Raw genomic sequence first — 18,045 nt, 5'->3', positions numbered from 1 at the left:
GACAAAGCCGGCGCGATGGTCACGCCGGCTTTGTCATCGATACATCAGACGTGACGCGCGGCGCGCATCAACGATCGCGATTCCACAACGCGCCGAGCATGAAACCGACGGCCGCCGCGATCAGCACGCCCTGAATCGGCTGGTTCGCCACCGCCAGCCGCACGTTGTCGACGGTCTGTCCGTAGCTTTGCTGCAGGTTGCCGTACGCCTGCCGGACCTTGCCTTCGGCTTGCGTGGCTTCGTCGCCCGTCAGCGCGCCGACCGCGTCCTGCACCTTGCCGACGACGCGCTGCGCCGCGCCTTCCACTTGATCCTGCACCATAGGTGCCTCCCTTTTCGGTTGAGCGGTTTCTCGTGTGTCCTTCTGAGTCCGGTTGCGCCGGAACGCTCCTGTACAGCACGTCGCGTGCCTAGTCAGGCAGGACCGATGAGACCCTTGACCGCGTCGATCAGATCGTCGATGGAAAGCGGCTTGCGGCGGAATTGCGCGTGCGGATGGTCGAGCGCCGGCGCGTTGGCCGCCGCGCTCATCAGGATCACCGGTACCGCGCCGAGCCCGTCGCTCGCGGCGAGCTGCCGGATCAGCTGGACGCCGTCCATGTGCGGCATCATCCAGTCGGTGATGACGAGCGCGGGCGGATTCGAGCGCGCGGCGTCGAGCGCCATGCGTCCGTTGGAGGCGGTCACGACCTCGTAGCCCTCCATTTCGAGCACGAGCCGCCAGGTGGTCAGAATGTCGAATTCATCGTCGACGACGAGGATCTTTTTCATGCGCGCGCGCCGGGATCCGCCACCGAGAGCGCGGGCGCCGCCGACGGACTGCCGGACAGCATACCCGTCGTGCCGATGAAACCTTCGCTGATATGCAGGCCGCGCGTGTCGATCGTCAGGCGGCGGATCGCGGAATCGTGCGTGCCTTCGCGCTGCTTCACGATCGACACCATGCGATACAGCGACGAATTCGCCTCCACGTAGCGCATGAGCACGATGTTCTCGGTCAGCGCCGACGCGCGCAGCGTCGCGGGCAGCGTCGGATTGCCGTAGAGCGGCAGTTCTTCAGTGAGAATCGTCGTCACGCCCGCATCGCGCAGGCGGTGCGTGAGCGCGTTGAGAAACAGCCCGAAACGCTCCGTGCGGTTCGCGGACTGATGAAATCCGTCGATGCCGTCGACCACGAGGCGCGACGCATTCGTGTTCCTGACCGCGTTCAACAGCTCGACGGCGAGTTCGTCGATCGCCAGTTCGACGGCCGGATGCCAGTGAATCGACAAACGGCCGTCCGCCACGGCCGGCGCGAGGTCGATGCCGACCGAGCGCGCCTTGGCGAGCAGGCGCTCGGGCGACTCGTAAAGCCCGAAGTACACGCAGCGCTCGCCGCGTTCGACGCCCGCCTGCAGAAACTTGAGCGAGAGCAGCGTCTTGCCGATGCCCGATGGCCCGATGAGCGTGGTCGTCGAGCCGCGCACGACACCGCCGCCGAGCATCTGATCGAAATCGGGAAACCCGAACGCGAGCTTGTTGCTGAAGTCGGGCAGGCCGTCGGGACTGGCCGGCGACGCCTCGATGCGCGGGAAGGTCACGAGACCTTGCTCCGTGATCTTGAAAAAGTGCTTGCCCAGCAAGTGATCGCGGGCGCGCAGCTTGTGGACCTCGATTTCACGGGCGCGCCGCATGCCCGTGTTGTAGCGGTTCAGCTCGATGAGACCGTCGACAAGCGTGTGTTCCGGATGCGGCTCGTTGCCGGAAAGCGGCGCGAGAATCAGGGTCGTGCAGCGGGCGGCGCTCACGAAAGCGGAGAGTTCGTGGATGAACTGCGAGAGTTCGAGCTCCGTCGAGCTGAATTCGCGCGCGCTGCGAAAGCCGTCGATGACCATGAAGCGCGGCCGGCTCGACTTGATCGTAGACGCGATCAGCGAGAGGAAACCGGAGAGTCCGTCGCGCATCAGTTCGTGATAGCCGGAGACGAAGAGCATCCGGTCGGAGATGGCGTCGGCGTTGTAGAAGGAGAGCGCCTTCAGATGGGACAGCAGCTTGGTATGCGATTCGGCGATGAGCGTGATGTACAGCACCGTGTCGCCTTGCGCGACGCGGTGAAAGCCGATCTGCGACGAGAGAATCGTCTTGCCGGCGCCCGCCATGCCTTCGATCAGATACAGGCCGCCTTCGACCAGACCGCCGCCCAGGATGTTGTCGAGGCCCACGACGCCGGTCGTGACGTTGTCGTCCGTGGGGGCGGGCTGCCGGGGTCGATCGGTGGAGAGATTGTCGTCTTGAGTCATGGCATTTTCGTTTTTACTGGACGATCCGGCTTTTTGCGAAGGCGCATTATGGCTGACTCTCGGCAATCATGTGCTTGCATGACGCGCCCGTCATCCCCGCCGCCGCGCCGTTTCGTGCGTATCTGTCTTGCGTGCCGCTGCCGCGCACCATTTCGGTCCAAAACCGCGAGTCCCTAGCACCGCCGCCTCTACGCCAGAGACGGCGGTGAGGGTGCGTAGCAACTCGGTGCGCGTGCCGCAGATTCGCACATCCGTCTTGCTATGGACCTCGACCCGCTGAGCGACGGCACGCACATGGTTCCGCGCATAGGAGCCGTCGTCATGGCGCAGCTTATGTTTCGCGGCCAGCGCGAACGCATGAAGGCTCTCGACGGTGATCTCCGGGCTGATGCGCTCGATATGCGCGACAGCCCGCTCGGCATCCCCTCGGGCCTGGTCGCGGAGGGTGGTCAGCTCGGCGATGCGCGCCTTGAGCGACGGATCGCCCATATCGACCACTCCATTCTCGATCGCCTCATAGAGTCGGGAGAGCTTGGTATCGGCCTCCGTCGCCCGACGCTCCATCTCGGCGACGTGCTGGCGGCGCTCCGTCACCCATTCCTCACGCCGGGCGATAAGCTGGTCCATCAGCACTTCAAGCCGAGCGGGATCGAGCAGCCGCTTCTCCAGATGCTCGATCACGGCCTCGTTCAGCCGGTCCATCGGCAGAGAGACGCCGGGGCAACCCGTTTTCCCCTTCGTGGCTTTGGTCGCGCAGGTGTAGTAGCGATACTCCTGACCGCTCCGGCTGGTGCCCGTGCGCAGCGTCATCGCCGCACCGCAGCAGGCGCAGAAGCAGATGCCCGTCAGAAGCGTCGAACCGCCCACCGCGCGCGGCGGCATCATCTTGGGGCTGCGCGCCTTCAATGACCGCTGCACGGCCTCGAACTCGGCCACCGTGACAATCGGCGGCACTTCCATGATGGCGTGCTCGGCCTCGGGCTTCCGACGCCCCTTCTTGACGTCATAGGTGTTGAAACGGTGCTGGCCGATATAGGTCGTGCGCGTCAGCACCTGATGCACCATGCCCTTGCCCCAGCGCCCACCATAGCGTGTGCGGATATTGTTCTCGTTGAGCCAGCACGCGATAGCCATGACTCCGATCGGCCCGCGTCCATCGGCGCCCTCCAGCGCCAGGCGGAAAATCCGGCGCACCGTCTCGGCATGGATCGGATCGATCTCCAGCTTCTTCTTGATCTTCGTGCCCCGCTGCTCGGCCTCGACCACGCGGTAGCCGATCGGCGGACGGGCGCCGTTCCAGAAGCCTTGCCGCGCGTTCTCGTTCATCGCGCGTAGCGTATGCTTGGCAGTCTCTTTCGACTGATATTCGTCGAACAGCGTCATGATCCTGCGCATCATCTCGCCCGCGGGATCATCGCCGAGAACCTGCGTGATCGAGACAAGCTGCACGCCGTTCTTCGCCAGCTTGCGGACGTAGAACTCGAACTGGAACTGATCGCGGAAGAAGCGCGAGAAGCTATGCACGACCACCACGTCGAACGCGGGAGGCCTCTCCATCGCCGCATCGATCATATCCTGGAAGGCGGGACGGCGATCGTCGGTGCCCGAGACGCCCGGCTCGACGAACTCGGCCGCGACCTCCCAGCCGTTCGAGAGGCAGTAACCCTCAAGCTGGCGGCGTTGATCGGGGATCGACAAGTCGTGATCCGCCTGGCGCGGAGTGGAAACGCGCAGGTAGAGCGCGGCGCGAGCCGTCGCCACGACCGGCGGCGTCTCGGGTTTGGCGGGGGCGACAGTCGCCATGACAACATCCTTTCATCAACCTGCGGCCCACAGCGGCGACCGCGACTACATTTTCTCCAGCCCCCGCCCCGCCGAGGACGCCAGCAGGAACAGCCGGTTCGGCCGCCGCGGGAAGGGCGCAAAGCCAAGCCCTTCGTAGAAAGCTGCCGCGCGTTCATCCTTGGCGTCGACGATGATGGCCAGCACCGCCAGCGTTTCCGCGGCGCCGAGAATGCGGCGTATCGCATCCACCGCCAGCACTTCACCGAAGCCCTTGCCACGCATCCGAACGTCCCGTGCAAGGCGTCCGATCAGCGCCGCTGGATAACCGCTCTCGTAGCGCGGCAGCTTGCGCGCGATTTCCTCCGGCAATTCGCCCAGCTCCAGCTTGAAGGCGCTCAGGCTGTAAAAGCCGACGACGCCCAACTCCGAATCCGCTGCGACGAAGACACGCGCGACATCGCGGCGGTCATCCTGACCGGCGCGTCGCCGGAACCAGCCATCCAGATCGGCCTGCCCGCAAGAGAAGCGCGACCGATCGTGATGCTTGCCGAGGGCTTCAAAGACGATCGCCAATCGTCAGCCCACGAGATCGCGGTGACGGCGCATGGCCGCGATCAGCCGCTCGGACGGCTCCGGCGGGTTCATCAGCGCCTCGAAGAAGGCATCCCGATCTGCGCCGGTCAGCACCAGGCGTTGATGCTCGTCCAGCACGCGCCGCGCGCCTTCATAGGCCAGATCACCGGCCGTCAGGCCAGTGACCGCCGTCGCCTGTTGAATCAAATCCTTGGCCGACGCGCTCACGCGCAGCTCGATCCGCTCGCGCTTGATCTCGCGCTCCGGTTTCCGGCGTTTCTGAACGGCTGACATGCCCGATCTCCTTTGACCGTTAATGTACGGCATAATACCGTGCCAGTCAACTTCGCCGAAGCGCGTGGGCCGCATCATCCGATCGTAGAAGCACGGGACAGCAGAGCCGATTTTCATCATGGCAGCGACCCGAACAGGGCGTCCAGTTCCTCACGAAAAGCGCCTTCGATGACGCGCAGCTCGGCATCGCCGATGGGAACCTGCTCGGGCCAGTCGTCGGTAACGATTATCGGCGCGCTGGTAGCGCTCCTGCGAGACGATGCGCGCGTCGGATGCGGCTGCATGTAATCGTGCAGGTCTTCCAGCCCTTCCGACCAGCCGCGGGGTGCGCGGCGGCGACGTTTGCGAGAGTGCCATATGCTCAAGCTGCCGCGCATCTCTCGGGAATCCAGCAAAATCGCCCTTGGCCGCATACGTGCCGGTCCCGTAGCGGCGGCGGCGGGATTCGGCGCACGGCGGCGCAAGGCGGAAATAGCGAAGCGTAGCGTAGCAGAGATACGTGCTCACGGCGGGATCGCGGATGCCGTGTGCAGCCCGGTTTGCTATCCTTCCGCACATGGACTCGCGGACGCACATCGACACTGACAGAATCGACGAGGCGGTGCTTGCCCTGCTGTGGCTCAACCGCAGCACCACCGGCACGGCCTGGAAAGGCTTCGACTGGAGCGCGATGGATCGACTGCACGAACGCGGACTGATTTCCGATCCGGCGCGCAAGGCGAAGTCGGTGCATCTGACGGACGAAGGCATGGCCGAGGCTGAGCGCCTGTTCAACGCGCTGTTCGCTCGCCCCTGAATCCTGCCACGCCGATGCGAAAGCCATAACCCGGCCATCGCTGGTGGCTCCGCTGAAATGCCGGGTGCATCAGTGTCTCCCGTCCTGCCTGCCTGACCGACCCTCGCGGCCTCCCTCGTGGCTTGATCTGTTCGTGTCCACCTGGCGGCGCAACGGCGCCGGGCAGCTTTTTTCCGCCGCCTTCGGCTTTGCAGCGCGAAGCAAAAAAGCCGCCCTTCGGCCGTCTCTTGGCCGCAAGCCCACCCCGCCGCGCAAGCGCGACGGGAACCCCGAGCAGCGGTGCGCAGCCGACTGTCCCCGATCCTCGACATGCCACGAGGCCGCGAAGGGCGCGGTCCCGAGTCAAGAAAGGACTGACGACATGATCTGCGGAAACTTCACGGCAACCGATCGCGGCTTCCACGGCGAAATCCGGTTTTTCGGCCTCAGCGAAAAGGTGGAAATCCTTCGGATCGACGACAAGGCAAGCGACAAGTCGCCCGACTATCGCATCGTTGCCGCCGACGACGAGCGCATCGAATTCGGCGTTGGCTGGCTCAAGGCCACCAAAGACCAGAAGCCTTACGCTTCACTCAAGCTCAATCCGGTCCTGGCGCCGGACGTTCATCTTCGGCTTGTCTCGACCGAGACAACCGGCAAGTTCGAGCTGAAGGTCGACTGATCGCGAGAGCGTCCCGCCAGCAATGGCGGGGCGCTCCCTTTCCGGTCCCGGATGGATCTTCACTGTATCCGCCAGCGCCGCTCACCCTGGCGACCTGCCGCACAATGATCGCAATCTCAGGCTGGGGCTGACCGAGCAGGGATCGGCCTATGGCCGAGCCGGTATCCCGGCTGTCCTCTGCGTGAGTGGAAAAGAGGGCGGGACAAGCCCGCAAAGCGAGCCCGCCCACGCGGGCAGGTCTTCCGTGCGCGCCGCCTGGGCGGCGCGATCGTTGCTAAGGACGTTGTCCTCGCGCCGGTCAAGGTAAGTGGAACCGTCCGGGGCGGTATCCCCACCTTCCGCGGCTTCGCCTTGTGCAGGCGGGTGATTCCCCTCCGCCCCGGCCGCCCCCCCCGTTGCTACCCTTGGCTCGCCGCCGGGCAGAAGTTCAGGCGCGGCATTCCGCTTCGCTGAACTTCAGACCCAAAGGATTTGAGACATGACCAGCAAGGCACAGGCTCCCCGCAATGTGATTTTCAACGGTGATTGCATTGAAGTGATGCAGGCTTTCGATAGCGGCACGGTGGATTTCATCCTGACCGATCCGCCCTATGTGACCCGCTACCGGGACCGTCAGGGCCGCAAGGTTGCCAATGACGATAACGGCCGGTGGCTGCGTCCGGCGTTTCGGGAAATGCACCGCGTCCTGAAGGATGGCGGTTTCGCGGTTTCCTTCTATGGCTGGAACAAGGTGGATTTGTTCATGGACGCATGGAAGGCGGCGGGCTTCCGCGTCGTCGGCCATCTTGTGTTTCGCAAGCGTTATGCGTCATCGGCCCGCTTCCTCCGCTATGAGCACGAACAGGCTTATTTGCTGGCGAAGGGCAATCCGGCCCGGCCCGCGCGTCCTATCGCCGACGTGCTCGATTTTCCTTACAGCGGGAACCGTTTGCATCCCACGCAAAAGCCGGTTGAGGCGCTGACTCCGTTGATCGAGGCTTTCACGCAGCCGGGCGAGCTTGTGCTGGACCCGTTCAGCGGCAGCGGTTCGTCACTGGCGGCAGCCCAGCAACTCGGCCGCGACTGGACCGGCATCGAACTCGACAACGGCCATTACCACACCGCGAGCAAGCGGCTGGAACGCCCGGCGCGGAGGGTGGCGGCTTAGGCCGCCTCCCTTTCCGGCTCTCCCATTTTGAAAGGCACGATCATGGCCGCTCCCTATGTCGCCCGCTTCACGCGGCTGCACCCCAAGCTCTGGGCGCCCTACGGCATCACCGCCTATCCGTATGGTTTTCACGACTGGCCGCCCGAGGAAGCCGCCCCGGTCTGGATACCGCGAGCCCATATCATCACCGCGCGCGGCGCCGCGTTCCTCGACCTCGGCGATTGCACCACGCTTGAACAGGCGATCGAAGCCTGCTGGACCCATTTTGCAAGCCTTCGCTGACATCCCATGCCGCCGCCGACCCACCCAGGCCGGCGGCGGCCGCGCGTCCCAAAGGTCCGCGCGGCCGTCATGGCGCGCGCTCGCCGGGCGCTGCCCGGCTCGCAAGAGACAGTAGCCAGAACGGCATCCCCGTCCTAAGAAGGACGTGGGCCGCTACGCGGCGGCCTGGGGTTGGTAGCCCCACGTTCAACGGTTTGGCGCCGGCCGTGACGGCGCCGCCATCCTTGACCACATGGTCGGGGAGCCTGTGACGTATACAACAGGCTTCCGGGCTAAAGGTCACAGGGCCGATTGAACGCGGTTTACCACTCCCCGATCAGGGTCAGGAGCAAGTTTGCGGGGGCGCACCGCAGACAAACCGCTTCTCGCCCGGATCGACCGTTGCGGAGCGCGCGCGAAGCCATGCCCGCCGCGCGCATGGAATTGTCTCCGTTTCGGTCTAAAAGGTTAACGGGGACTGGAGGAACGGGGGCGTTATGACCGGCAAGCATTTCGAGGATCGCGCGCCCGACGCGCCGCGGCTTACCGCCTATGACGAGGATCACCTCGCCGACTATATCCGCCTGCTCGATACCGACGACGAGGGCGCCGACTGGCGAGATGCGGCGGCGCATATCTTCGGGATCGATCCCCGTGCCGAACCCGAGCGCGCCCGCGTGATGCACGAAAGCCATCTCGCCCGCGCGCGCTGGATGACCGAAGTGGGCTACGCATATCTCCTCGGCCCGCGCGCCACGGAATAGGTTAACATTCAGACCGGAATGGATTTTTCCGGTCGCGGATTCCGATGCGCGGGCGGCATCGCACCGCGCAGCCTTCGCGCTGTCGGGATGCAGCGCTTCTCCCGATCCTCGGCGGTCCAGACTCCGCACAAAGAGCGGCTGGGGAGGATGCTCATGCCGACACCGCCACGACGGCGCTCGCGACGTGCCGGCAATGCGCCGGCCACGCCCGGCCGCGCCGAATTCGCCGCCGCGTTCCTTCAACGCAACCGCCAGTATCGCGCAGAACGGGCGCGTCTCAGGCGCAACGCCCCGGCGAGCGAGCGAATAGCGCTCGCCCGCCGCTGGGGGTTGTCCTTTCGCCTACCTGCCTGATGAGCTGTCGGGCACGGTGATCTGGCGGCCGGAACTCACCGCCGTCACCGTGATCCTCGACGCCGCGCCGGAGGAATATGCCGGCGCAGCGGCAATCGACCCGCTGGCGCTCGGCGCGCTGCTCGCCGACCGGGCCGGGATCGACGGCCGTCATGTCGTCGTCGCTGACGCGGCCGGCGAGCATCGGCTGTGGCTACGCGATCCGACGCCCGGCCAGCCGCTCGCCGCGATCGTCCCGCTCGACAAGGATTTCATCAAGCGCATCTTCAGCCTGCTGCGTTTCCATCGGCTCATGTCGGGCAAGCGACCCGGCCCGTTGCCGCGCGGATGGCCACTCACCGCAATTCGCACGGCCCGGCTCGAGTTGATGCTTCGCGCGCTCGATCTGCGCCTCGCCGGGGCGACATATCGCGAAATCGCGATCGCGCTCGGCAAGGACGAAGCCGGGCATCTCTCGGCGTCCGACTTCAAGAACTCGGACGCCCGGTCCTTCGCCTATCGCCTGGTGCGCGACGCCACCGCCATGATGAAGGGCGACTACCGCAAGCTGCTGCGCTTCCGCTGATAGCGCCCACCGCGTGACCGCGGCCGGGGTGGTCACATCGGCGCAGCTGCGAATCTTCGTTCCCCACCCTGCCGTGAGCACTTCGCCATGATCGCCTCCTGCCATCCCGCTTCGCAGGAGACGCTCGTTGTCCAGGCCGCCCGTCACCCTTCCGCCCCGCTACCTGCGGACCCCCGAAGCGGCGCGCTTCCTCGGTCTCTCCGGCCGCACGCTTGAGAAGCACCGCTATTTCGGGAGCGGCCCGGCCTATCGCCGGATCGGCGGACGGGTGGTCTATTCGGTCGACGACCTGCGCGCCTGGGCCGACCTCGGCACCAAATATTCCACGTCCGACCCCGGCCAGAACGATCTCATGCCGCAGCGGGATGCGGCGATCACGCAGAGCCGCCGATGAAGCCGCGCGCCGCCTCCCGTTCCGGCGAGCGCGCCCAACTCGCGCTGTTCCCGTCGCTCGGGCACGACATCGCGCCGCGCGACGCCCAGGACCTCATGGCCTGGCCGTTCTTCAGCCTCGCCAAGCGCAGGCGGGTGACGCCGATCGACTTCCGCATGGGCGCGACCTGGATATCGGTCGAGGCGGTGCCCGAGCACGGCATGGCGACCATATGGGACGCCGACGTGCTGATATGGGCGGCGAGCCAGATCGTCGCGGCACGCGACGCGGGGCTGCCGACCTCGCGCCTGATGGCGACGACGCCGCACGAAATCCTCACCTTCACCGGACGCGGCACCGGCAAGGATCATTATGACCGGCTGAAGGCCGCGCTCGACCGGCTGCAATCCACTACGGTCGCCACGTCGATCCGCCAGCAGCACCAGCGCCGCCGCCATCGCTTCTCGTGGATCAACGAGTGGCAGGAGCGGCTCGACGGCGAGGGCGGCCGCTCGGTATCGAACTGATCCTGCCCGACTGGTTCTATGCCGGCGTGGTCGATCGCACGTTCGTCCTCACCATCGACCGGGCCTATTTCGACCTGACCGGAGGGCTGGAACGCTGGCTCTACCGGATCGTGCGCAAGCATGGCGGCCAGCAGGAAGGCGGCTGGAGCTTCGACGTTTCGCACCTCCACCTGAAATCCGGCGCGCTCTCGCCCTTGAAGCAATTCGCGTTCGAGCTGCGCGGCATCGTCCGCCGCCAGTCCCTTCCGGGTTACGCGCTGGCGATCGAGCGCGCGTTCGGCCGTGAGCGGCTGACCTTCGCGCCCGTGCCTGCCGATCCGTTCGAGACGGCGGCGCGGCGCATGGGGCTGGCTGTGGATAACCGGCCATGAGACTCGGCCTATTGAAAACCGCCGGACTCGGCCGATTAAAAACCGCTGACTCGGCCTATAAAAAACCCGCCCCCCACGCAAGCCTCTGGAATCGCTCGCGTAATCGCCCCCCTTCTAACTATGCTAACAGTAAAGAATACTTCGTATTCTTTCTAACGCGATTTCGAGCTGTGGATAATTCGCGAGACGGTGCGAAGTATCAGGCAGTAAATCCGCCGTTTCCACTACGCTATACTACTACGCCTTTTCCGCGAGGCGATCAATCGTCCAGAGGGCGTGATGCGAAAGCGATCCGCCATCCGGTGATGGCGCCGGGAGGCGGCCGATGATCGGCTATGCTTCCCGCACTGGCACACGCCGCAATCTCGATGCTCTGCGGCGCGCGGGCTGGCGGCTGATGGTCTCCGCAAAGGGACCGTTGCGCCCGGAACGCTTCCGCTACGCGCTCGACAATGGCGCATGGACGGCTTTTCAGCGGGGCGAGCCGTTCGACGTGCCCGCGTTCGAGAAGGCGGTTGCTCTGCTCGGGTCGGGGGCCGACTGGATCGTGCTGCCCGACATCGTGGCGGGCGGCCTCGCTTCGCTGCGCTTCTCGCTCGACTGGCTGGACGCGCTGCGCAACCGGCCCGAGCTGCGCGACGCGCAATATCTGCTCGCCGTCCAGAACGGCATGGAGCCGCCGCACGTCGCGGCGGTGGTCGGCCCGGAGATCGGTATCTTCGTCGGCGGCGATACGCCGTGGAAACTGGCGACGATGGCGACATGGGCGCGGCTCGCGCATGAGCGTGGCGCCATCTGCCATGTCGGCCGCGTCAACACCGCGCGGCGCATCCGCCTTTGCGCGGCAGCAGGGGCCGACAGCTTCGATGGCTCGGGCGTCTCGCGCTTCGCCTCCGCTTTGCCGCCGCTCGATCTCGCCCGGCGGCAGCCGGACATCGAAGCCTGGCTTGCGGGGCAGCGGCCATGATCGCCGTCCAGCACTTCGGCAGCATCTCGGGCGGCAAGGACAGCCAAGCCGTTCTCTGCAAGATGGTCGAGCGGATCGAGCGCAAGGGGCTGGCCGCGTTCGGCAACAACGCCCCGCGCTTCCTCTGTGCCGACAACGGCCATGAGAACCCGATCACGCTCGATCATATCGCCTATCTCGACGACTGGCTGCGGCAGCGCACCGGCCTGCACATCGAGATCGTGTCGGCCAACGATGTGCCCGGCCTCACCGACGCGGCGGCCTTCGCCCGTAAGCGCGGGATTCTTCGTGAGGAATGGTCGAACGAAAAGCGGCGGACGCGCCATAGAGGCGCGTGCAACCAGCGCCGGGACGCATGGCAGGCAGGCACGATCACCAGGGCCGAGTGGATGGCCGGGTGCGATTGTCCCGTCCTGGTCTCGCCACCTGTCCCCGATCACCTGATCGAGCGGGCGCTCGGGCTGCTGCATCCCACCGGCATCCCGTTCCTCGACATGGCGATGCTGCACGGCCGGTTTCCCGGCACGAAGACGCGCTTCTGCACCGACGAGACCAAGCTGATCCCGATGATGCACCGCAAGCGCCCGCTGCTCGACGCGGGCGTGCCGGTGATCGACTGGATCGGCGAACGGGCCGACGAGAGCCCGGCGCGGGCGAAGAAACCGCCCATCCAGTCGAAGCGGTATCCGGTCGGGGCGCGCCAAGTGCTCTACCGGCCCATCTTCCGCTGGTCGGCCGCTGACACCTTCGCCATCTCCGAGCGCCACGGCCTGCGCCACAACCCGCTTTACACGATGGGCATGAGCCGGGTCGGCTGCTCGACCTGCATCATGGTCAAAAAGCGCGAATTGCGCGCCTGGTCCATGCGCTTCCCGGCCGAGGTAGACCGCGTGCGCGAGTGGGAGCAGCTGGTCAGCCTCGTGTCCCGCCGCAGCGCCGTCGCCGGCACGCCGGCATCGCTGCTGCCCGCGCCGACCGTCCCGGGCGATCCCGCCGATCATGGCCGGGCGACCATCGACAGGGCGATCGCGTGGTCGCGCACAAGCCGGGGCGGGCGCAACTACGACCTGTTCATCGACCAGGAGCAGCGCGAGGCCGATGAGCACGGCCTGCGCTGCGACAGCGAATACGGGCTGTGCGAATGATGCGCGCGCTCGACCTGTTCAGCGCAGCGGCGGGCGGCTGGTCGCTTGGCCTGCATCGCGCCGGCTTCATTACCGTCGCCGCCTGCGAGATCGTCGAGTGGCGCCGCATCCTCTACGCGGAGAACAATCCCCATGTCAGACTCTACGATGACGTGCGCGCCCTCACGGCAGCTCGACTTGTTTCCGACCTCGGATTCCTACCCGACATCATCGTCGGATCGCCGCCGTGCCAGGACATCTCCAGCGCCAACACCAAAGGCAGGGGAATCGAAGGCGAACGGTCGGGCCTCTACCTCGAAGCCGTCCGCCTGGTCGGAGATTGCCGGCCTCGCTGGTTCGCTTTTGAGAACAGCGCTAATCTCAGAACTCGCGGCGCTGACCGGCTGCTCCTTCTCCTGGAAACGCTCGGCTACGCCTGCGAACCGTGCGTGGTGGCTGCTGAAAATGTCGGCGCCAACCATGTCCGCAAGCGATCATGGCTCATCGGCTACGACCCCGGCCAGCTTGCCGACGCCGCGCACCAGCGACGCGGCACACGGCCCGGAGATGTGCAAGGTGCGCGGAGAGAAGCGGACTGGCATGAACCTGCCGACGATGATGCACCCCGCTGCATTGAACAGGCTGCCGACCCCGCTGGCGACGGACGGGATGACGGACGGCGCGGGCGGCGGAGCGGGATCAACATATCCGCTGCGGATGATTCTGGCGACGCCGCGCAAGTCGGATGCGGAACGCGGCGGCCGGGGGGATGTGCTCAGCCAGTTGCAGGGCCATGCCAGCCGCCATGCGGGCATGATGCCGACGCCCGTCAAACCGAACGGCGGCCGGAGATTGAGCGCGCAGGAGATCGAGACGGGACGCCGGGCGAATGGCGCGAAGGCGCAGATCGACACGCCGAACCTGCTGCGCCATGCCGCGGAACTCCTGCCGACTCCCACGAAGCGGGACAGCCGGATGGACAGCTGGAGTCCGGCCTACGACCGCAGGAAATCCCCGACGATGGACGCGGTGATGGACGGGGCTATGACCGATCGCGCGCCGGACAAATGGGCGGGCGCTCGCGCGCTGGCGGCGATGCTGCGGAGCCGTGGGCTGACTGGAACGGCGGCCTTGCCCGTCACTTACGGCTGGATGATGGGCTTTCCGCCTGGGTGGCTGGCACGCGCGTTGCGGTCGGCGGTCCACGCGGGACGGCTGCTGCCAGCCTGATCGTCGAGGCGTTCGGCGACGCCGTTCTCCCGCAAATCCCCGAAGCCATCGGCCGCGCGATCCTGCGCACCGAAGCCGCGCTCGATCTCGTGCTCGGCCGCGCATCCCTCGACAGCGCCGGAGACGAACGATGAGCGACCCCGCGCGTCCACAGCATATCGATTTCAGCGGGTTTGAAGCCGCGCTGCGCCGGCAGGCGGCGGAACGGGAAGCACCTCACCGCAGCCCGCCCATACCGTCCGCAATCGCAGCCGCCTCCCGGCTGACCGAAGTCGAACTCACCTGGATCGAGAAGAAGCTGGAGCACTGGATACGCTTCGGCCGTATCGCCCACGACCGCATCCTCACGCGCCGAACGCGCGTGGTGAGCTTTCGGCCCGGCGCGATATTCACCTTCGTCCGCTGGTCCGCCAACGACTATGGCACGATCACCTCGCGCATCGACGTCTTGCGGGCGGTGGATGCCGGCGAACCATACACCACGCTGCCCTTCGTGCGGCCGGGCGGCGACATCCTCCTGCATATCGAGAGCTGGCCGAAGGTGAGCCAGGTGCTCGCCGCGATCGACGCGGTGGAAGCGGCGGGTGTCGATCCCTGCGATGCCGCGTCCGACCACTGGCGCCACGTTCACAACCGCATCGCCGCGGGCCATGAGCCGCGTCCCTACACGATGGAGCGCCATCGCGCCTGGCTCAAGCGCCGGGAGATCGAAGGATGACGCGCCGCCGTTATGTCATGGCGACGGCCATCGCCGCATTCGCCTTCGCCGCGGCGTTCGTCATCACCGCAGCCGTCGATCCGCTTCCGCGCGTGATCTGGAACGCCAGCGCCAGCGCGCCGATCGGCCTTTACCGCGTCCATCCCGACCGCGATCCGCCCACCGGGGCGCTGGTCGCCATCACGCCGCCAGAGCGGCTCTCCCGCTGGCTTTCGGCGCGAGGTTACCTGCCCGAGGGCGTGCCGCTCCTGAAACATGTCTCGGCGAAAACGGGGCAGCGCGTGTGCCGCATCGGCGCCGTGGTGCGCGTCGATGGCCGGCGCGTCGCTATGGCCCGCGCGCGTGACGGTCGGGGCCGCCCGCTGCCGGTCTGGCAGGGGTGCCGGACGCTCGGCCCCGGCGAGATATTCCTGCTCAACCCATCCGTCCCGGACAGTCTCGACGGCCGCTATTTCGGCCCGCTTCCGGCTTCCACCGTCATCGGACGCGCGACGCCGCTGCATCTGCGCGCGCCGTCCCCGTCGCTTTCAACCCCCAGTGAAAAGGAGATCGGCCATGCCGACGAATATCTTTGAACCCACCGCTAGCGGCTATGCTGGACGTGCCCGTTATTTCGGCATCAACGAGCAGATCGTGCTGGTCGCGATCGATCCGGGCGATGCCGAAAACGCGCCCGACTACCGTGTCCACCTCGACGACGAGGACGGCCCCGAGGTCGGCGGCGCGTGGAAACGGGTCGGTGAACGCGCGGGCGATTACATCGCGCTGGAGATCGACAGCCCGCTTTTCGGCTCGCCGTTCCGGCCGGTGCTGTTCCGCGCCGATGACGAGGGTCGGACGTTCCGGCTGTCGTGGAAGCGCCCCCGGCCTCGCGACGACCGGAACTGATCCGTGCCTTTCCCGGTCATCCCTCTGTTCGCGGAAAGATCGCATCATCCCTCCGTCCCGCTCGGTCGCAGGCCGGCCGGCGCGCGCAGCGAAGGTCAAGGGCGGCCCCCGGCCGGCGCATCGCGCGCACCCTTTACCGGAGCGAGCACGCTGGCAGGCTGGCGGCGGAGCGGGGGCGGATCGGTCGTCCTGCTCGCGGTTCTGCTGCTGTCGTCCGGTATCGGGCCGGACGCGGCGCGGGCACAGGACGCGCCGGCCGAACGCACGGCAACCAGCCATCCCTGGGCCGTTCAAGTCGCAGACGCCGCGCGGCGCTTCGGCATCCCCGAGGCATGGATTTGGGCGGTGATGCGCGTCGAGAGCAACGGCGATTCCCGTGCGGTATCCTCGGCTGGCGCGATGGGCCTGATGCAGATCATGCCCGGCACATGGGCGAACCTGCGCATTCGTCACGGGCTGGGGCGCGATCCCTACAATGTGCGCGACAATATTATGGCGGGCGCGGCCTATCTGCGCGCGATGCACGACCGCTACGGCAACGCGACGGCGATGCTGGCGGCCTACAATGCCGGGCCGGGCCGCTACGACGAATACCTCTCGCGCGGCCGCCCGCTGCCCGCCGAGACACGCGCCTATCTTGCAAAGCTGGCGGCCATCACCGGCAGCGCGGGCGACAGCCAGCTTGCCGCCGCGCCGCCGTCCGATCGCTTCGCCTGGCGCCGGGCCGCATTGTTCGCTGCGCGGCCGAACGACGATCCGGCCGCACTGGAAACGTCACCCGGAAAACACGCGGACGACATGCGCGCGGCGGTAGAACCGGCCGCGAACAGTCTGTTCGTCGCGCTGTCAGGGCGGAGGCAGCCGTGAAGATCGCCTACGCCGATCCGCCTTATATCGGCTGCGCGCATCTCTATCGCAATCATCCCGACTATGCGGGCGAGGTCGATCATGCGGCGCTGATCGAGCGGCTCCAGCGCGACTATGACGGCTGGATATTGCACGCCGCAGCGACGCCGGAATCGGTCGCCGTTCTCGCGCCGCTGATCCGCGAAACCGGCGCGCGGTGGATGGCGTGGGTCAAGGGCTTTGCCGCCTTCAAGCGCAACGTGCCGGCGTCGCCTGGGCGTGGGAACCCGTCATCGTGAAGCCCGCGCGCAAACCCGTGGTCAGCAAGCGCCTGGTCATGCGCGACTGGATCGAATGCCCGATCACGCTGCGCCGCGGCCTCACCGGCGCGAAGCCCGAAGCGGTCTGTCATTGGGCGTTCGAGACGGTCGCCGCGCGTCCCGAAGATGCGCTCGACGACCTGTTTCCCGGCACCGGAGCCGTCGCCGAAGCTTGGCGGACCTGGCGCCTCAAGTTCGCGCTGCCGGGCGATCCCGTTGCAGCATCGCCGCGGCCCGGCAGCGCGCCGTCCGCAAGCCGGCGGCAGGCCGGCGCACCATGACCGCCCCCGTTTTCAGATTGCCCGGTTGGAAGGTGGAAGTGCCTGGAAGGGCAGGAAAAAGCCGAAGGAAGGGACGGCAAGATAGAAAGCGCACCCCAAATTCGCTGAAAGCCTTTGTCTTTCAACGATTTGGCGCGGGTGCGTCGGTCGGCGAGCGTGCCGCTCGGAAGAAAAAAGCAAGTCATTTCAAAGCGCCGAATGGCACCACAGGCCATTTTCGGCGGAAAGCAGCCCGGCCGTGAGCGAGGACGAGGATTTCCGCGTCCGGCCGGGCAAGGTCAGGAACAGGGGAGCCGGCCAGGGCCGCAAGGCGCAAGGATTTGTCGTCCAGGTGCTCCGCGTCGCCGCGCGCAGCGGCGGAGGCCGGCGAACGGGCGGCTGGGGCGGATCGCGGCGCGTCGGGCAATCGAACTTCGGCCGGGGCCGCACGTCCTTCGCGCGCAGCCGGCTGTTCGGATCGGGCCGGCGCGTGCTGGTCAAGATCGTGCCCCTCACCCGCTTCCACCGGAACGGGCGGCCGAGGGCGCCGCTCTCCGCGCACATCGCCTATCTCAAGCGCGAGGGCGTCACCCGTGACGGATCGCCCGCGCGGATGTTCGACGCCAATGGCGACGGCGCCGACGACCGCGCCTTCGCCGATCGCTGCAAGGACGACCGGCATCATTTCAGGATCATCGTCTCGCCCGAGGATGCGGCGGACCTCACCGACCTGCGCGAATATACCCGCGATCTCGTTCGCCAGATGGAAGCCGATCTCGGGACGCGTCTCGAATGGATCGCGGTCGATCACTGGAACACCGACAATCCCCACGTCCATCTGCTCGTGCGCGGCGTCGATGACCAGGGGGCCGACCTCGTTATCAACCGGGAGTATATCAGCCACAATCTGCGCTCGCGCGCCGAGGAACTGGCCTATGCCGA

At 66.6% G+C, this 18,045-nt stretch carries 24 protein-coding genes and 2 pseudogenes; 19 read left to right on the top strand and 7 right to left on the bottom strand.

Annotated features, from left to right (window positions below; all coding sequences use genetic code 11):
- Window positions 1-67 precede the first annotated feature (67 nt).
- The 7 genes from LY284_RS22225 to LY284_RS22195 all read right to left on the bottom strand — a co-directional run bounded on the left by LY284_RS22225 (window position 68) and on the right by LY284_RS22195 (window position 5,308).
- Window positions 68-322: a CsbD family protein gene (locus LY284_RS22225; protein ID WP_014251279.1), complete on the bottom strand. Its 255-nt coding sequence runs from the start codon at window positions 320-322 to the stop codon at window positions 68-70.
- 92 nt (window positions 323-414) lie between these two features.
- Window positions 415-771, bottom strand: a complete 357-nt coding sequence (locus LY284_RS22220; RefSeq protein ID WP_014251278.1) for a response regulator — start codon at window positions 769-771, stop codon at window positions 415-417.
- Window positions 768-2,279, bottom strand: a complete 1,512-nt coding sequence (locus LY284_RS22215; protein WP_233387988.1) for an ATPase domain-containing protein — start codon at window positions 2,277-2,279, stop codon at window positions 768-770. The genes LY284_RS22220 and LY284_RS22215 overlap by 4 nt, the downstream gene beginning before the upstream one ends.
- Window positions 2,280-2,369: 90 nt before the next feature.
- Window positions 2,370-4,082, bottom strand: a complete 1,713-nt coding sequence (locus LY284_RS22210) for a recombinase family protein (protein ID WP_233387987.1) — start codon at window positions 4,080-4,082, stop codon at window positions 2,370-2,372.
- A 45-nt stretch (window positions 4,083-4,127) separates the two neighbouring features.
- Complete coding sequence (locus LY284_RS22205; RefSeq protein WP_155178374.1) at window positions 4,128-4,637, bottom strand: N-acetyltransferase; 510 nt, start codon at window positions 4,635-4,637, stop codon at window positions 4,128-4,130.
- A 3-nt stretch (window positions 4,638-4,640) separates the two neighbouring features.
- Window positions 4,641-4,931 carry a DUF1778 domain-containing protein gene (locus tag LY284_RS22200; protein ID WP_155184405.1) on the bottom strand — a complete coding sequence of 97 codons (291 nt, stop codon included), beginning with the start codon at window positions 4,929-4,931 and terminating at the stop codon, window positions 4,641-4,643.
- A gap of 116 nt (window positions 4,932-5,047) precedes the next feature.
- A complete protein-coding gene (locus LY284_RS22195) occupies window positions 5,048-5,308 on the bottom strand; it encodes a hypothetical protein (protein ID WP_233387986.1) in 261 nt (86 codons plus the stop codon).
- Window positions 5,309-5,487: 179 nt separating this feature from the next.
- Here LY284_RS22195 and LY284_RS22190 point away from each other — a divergent pair, with 179 nt between their 5' ends.
- The 19 genes and pseudogenes from LY284_RS22190 to LY284_RS39285 all read left to right on the top strand — a co-directional run.
- Window positions 5,488-5,727, top strand: a complete 240-nt coding sequence (locus LY284_RS22190; protein ID WP_155178378.1) for a DUF6429 family protein — start codon at window positions 5,488-5,490, stop codon at window positions 5,725-5,727.
- A 133-nt stretch (window positions 5,728-5,860) separates the two neighbouring features.
- The gene (locus LY284_RS39075; RefSeq protein WP_230461242.1) at window positions 5,861-6,388 is read left to right on the top strand and encodes a DUF736 domain-containing protein; all 528 of its coding nucleotides are present in this window, start codon (window positions 5,861-5,863) and stop codon (window positions 6,386-6,388) included.
- A 478-nt stretch (window positions 6,389-6,866) separates the two neighbouring features.
- Complete coding sequence (locus LY284_RS22180; protein WP_155178380.1) at window positions 6,867-7,535, top strand: DNA methyltransferase; 669 nt, start codon at window positions 6,867-6,869, stop codon at window positions 7,533-7,535.
- A 42-nt stretch (window positions 7,536-7,577) separates the two neighbouring features.
- Window positions 7,578-7,817 (top strand): hypothetical protein, encoded by a 240-nt coding sequence (locus LY284_RS22175; protein WP_155178382.1) that lies wholly within the window; start codon window positions 7,578-7,580, stop codon window positions 7,815-7,817.
- Window positions 7,818-8,293: 476 nt separating this feature from the next.
- A complete protein-coding gene (locus LY284_RS22170; RefSeq protein WP_155178384.1) occupies window positions 8,294-8,560 on the top strand; it encodes a DNA -binding domain-containing protein in 267 nt (88 codons plus the stop codon).
- Window positions 8,561-8,578: 18 nt separating this feature from the next.
- A complete protein-coding gene (locus LY284_RS39290) occupies window positions 8,579-8,914 on the top strand; it encodes a transcriptional regulator domain-containing protein (RefSeq protein ID WP_368076192.1) in 336 nt (111 codons plus the stop codon).
- 16 nt (window positions 8,915-8,930) lie between these two features.
- Entirely contained in the window at window positions 8,931-9,479 is a 549-nt protein-coding gene (locus LY284_RS22165) for a DUF2285 domain-containing protein (RefSeq protein ID WP_230461243.1), read from the top strand.
- 127 nt (window positions 9,480-9,606) lie between these two features.
- Window positions 9,607-9,873, top strand: a complete 267-nt coding sequence (locus LY284_RS22160; protein ID WP_060977333.1) for an AlpA family transcriptional regulator — start codon at window positions 9,607-9,609, stop codon at window positions 9,871-9,873.
- Window positions 9,870-10,750, top strand: a pseudogene (locus LY284_RS22155) (replication initiator protein A). Before LY284_RS22160 ends, LY284_RS22155 begins: the two are co-directional and overlap by 4 nt.
- Window positions 10,751-11,075: 325 nt before the next feature.
- Window positions 11,076-11,717, top strand: coding sequence for a hypothetical protein (locus LY284_RS22150; RefSeq protein WP_155178388.1), 642 nt, complete (start codon window positions 11,076-11,078; stop codon window positions 11,715-11,717).
- Window positions 11,714-12,862 carry a phosphoadenosine phosphosulfate reductase family protein gene (locus LY284_RS22145; protein ID WP_155178390.1) on the top strand — a complete coding sequence of 383 codons (1,149 nt, stop codon included), beginning with the start codon at window positions 11,714-11,716 and terminating at the stop codon, window positions 12,860-12,862. Before LY284_RS22150 ends, LY284_RS22145 begins: the two co-directional genes overlap by 4 nt.
- Window positions 12,859-14,205 (top strand): DNA cytosine methyltransferase, encoded by a 1,347-nt coding sequence (locus LY284_RS22140; protein WP_155178393.1) that lies wholly within the window; start codon window positions 12,859-12,861, stop codon window positions 14,203-14,205. The genes LY284_RS22145 and LY284_RS22140 overlap by 4 nt, the downstream gene beginning before the upstream one ends.
- The gene (locus LY284_RS22135; RefSeq protein ID WP_155178395.1) at window positions 14,202-14,789 is read left to right on the top strand and encodes a DUF2840 domain-containing protein; all 588 of its coding nucleotides are present in this window, start codon (window positions 14,202-14,204) and stop codon (window positions 14,787-14,789) included. The genes LY284_RS22140 and LY284_RS22135 overlap by 4 nt, the downstream gene beginning before the upstream one ends.
- A complete protein-coding gene (locus tag LY284_RS22130) occupies window positions 14,786-15,364 on the top strand; it encodes a S26 family signal peptidase (protein ID WP_155178397.1) in 579 nt (192 codons plus the stop codon). The genes LY284_RS22135 and LY284_RS22130 overlap by 4 nt, the downstream gene beginning before the upstream one ends.
- Window positions 15,345-15,677 (top strand): DUF736 domain-containing protein, encoded by a 333-nt coding sequence (locus LY284_RS22125; RefSeq protein WP_155178399.1) that lies wholly within the window; start codon window positions 15,345-15,347, stop codon window positions 15,675-15,677. Before LY284_RS22130 ends, LY284_RS22125 begins: the two co-directional genes overlap by 20 nt.
- A 3-nt stretch (window positions 15,678-15,680) precedes the next feature.
- Window positions 15,681-16,544: a lytic transglycosylase domain-containing protein gene (locus LY284_RS22120; RefSeq protein WP_174834972.1), complete on the top strand. Its 864-nt coding sequence runs from the start codon at window positions 15,681-15,683 to the stop codon at window positions 16,542-16,544.
- Entirely contained in the window at window positions 16,541-16,822 is a 282-nt protein-coding gene (locus LY284_RS22115) for a hypothetical protein (protein WP_233387985.1), read from the top strand. The genes LY284_RS22120 and LY284_RS22115 overlap by 4 nt, the downstream gene beginning before the upstream one ends.
- On the top strand, window positions 16,819-17,124 hold the full coding sequence (locus tag LY284_RS22110; protein ID WP_233387984.1) for a hypothetical protein: 306 nt from the start codon (window positions 16,819-16,821) through the stop codon (window positions 17,122-17,124). Before LY284_RS22115 ends, LY284_RS22110 begins: the two co-directional genes overlap by 4 nt.
- Window positions 17,125-17,716: 592 nt before the next feature.
- Window positions 17,717-17,965, top strand: a pseudogene (locus LY284_RS39285) (relaxase/mobilization nuclease domain-containing protein); the annotation flags it as partial.
- Window positions 17,966-18,045: the final 80 nt, after the last annotated feature.

Origin of the sequence: Caballeronia sp. PC1, assembly GCF_021353155.1 — a bacterium.
GTDB lineage: Bacteria > Pseudomonadota > Gammaproteobacteria > Burkholderiales > Burkholderiaceae > Caballeronia > Caballeronia cordobensis.
Note: the sequence above shows the minus strand (reverse complement) of the source record. Positions and strands in the feature narration are given on the sequence as shown.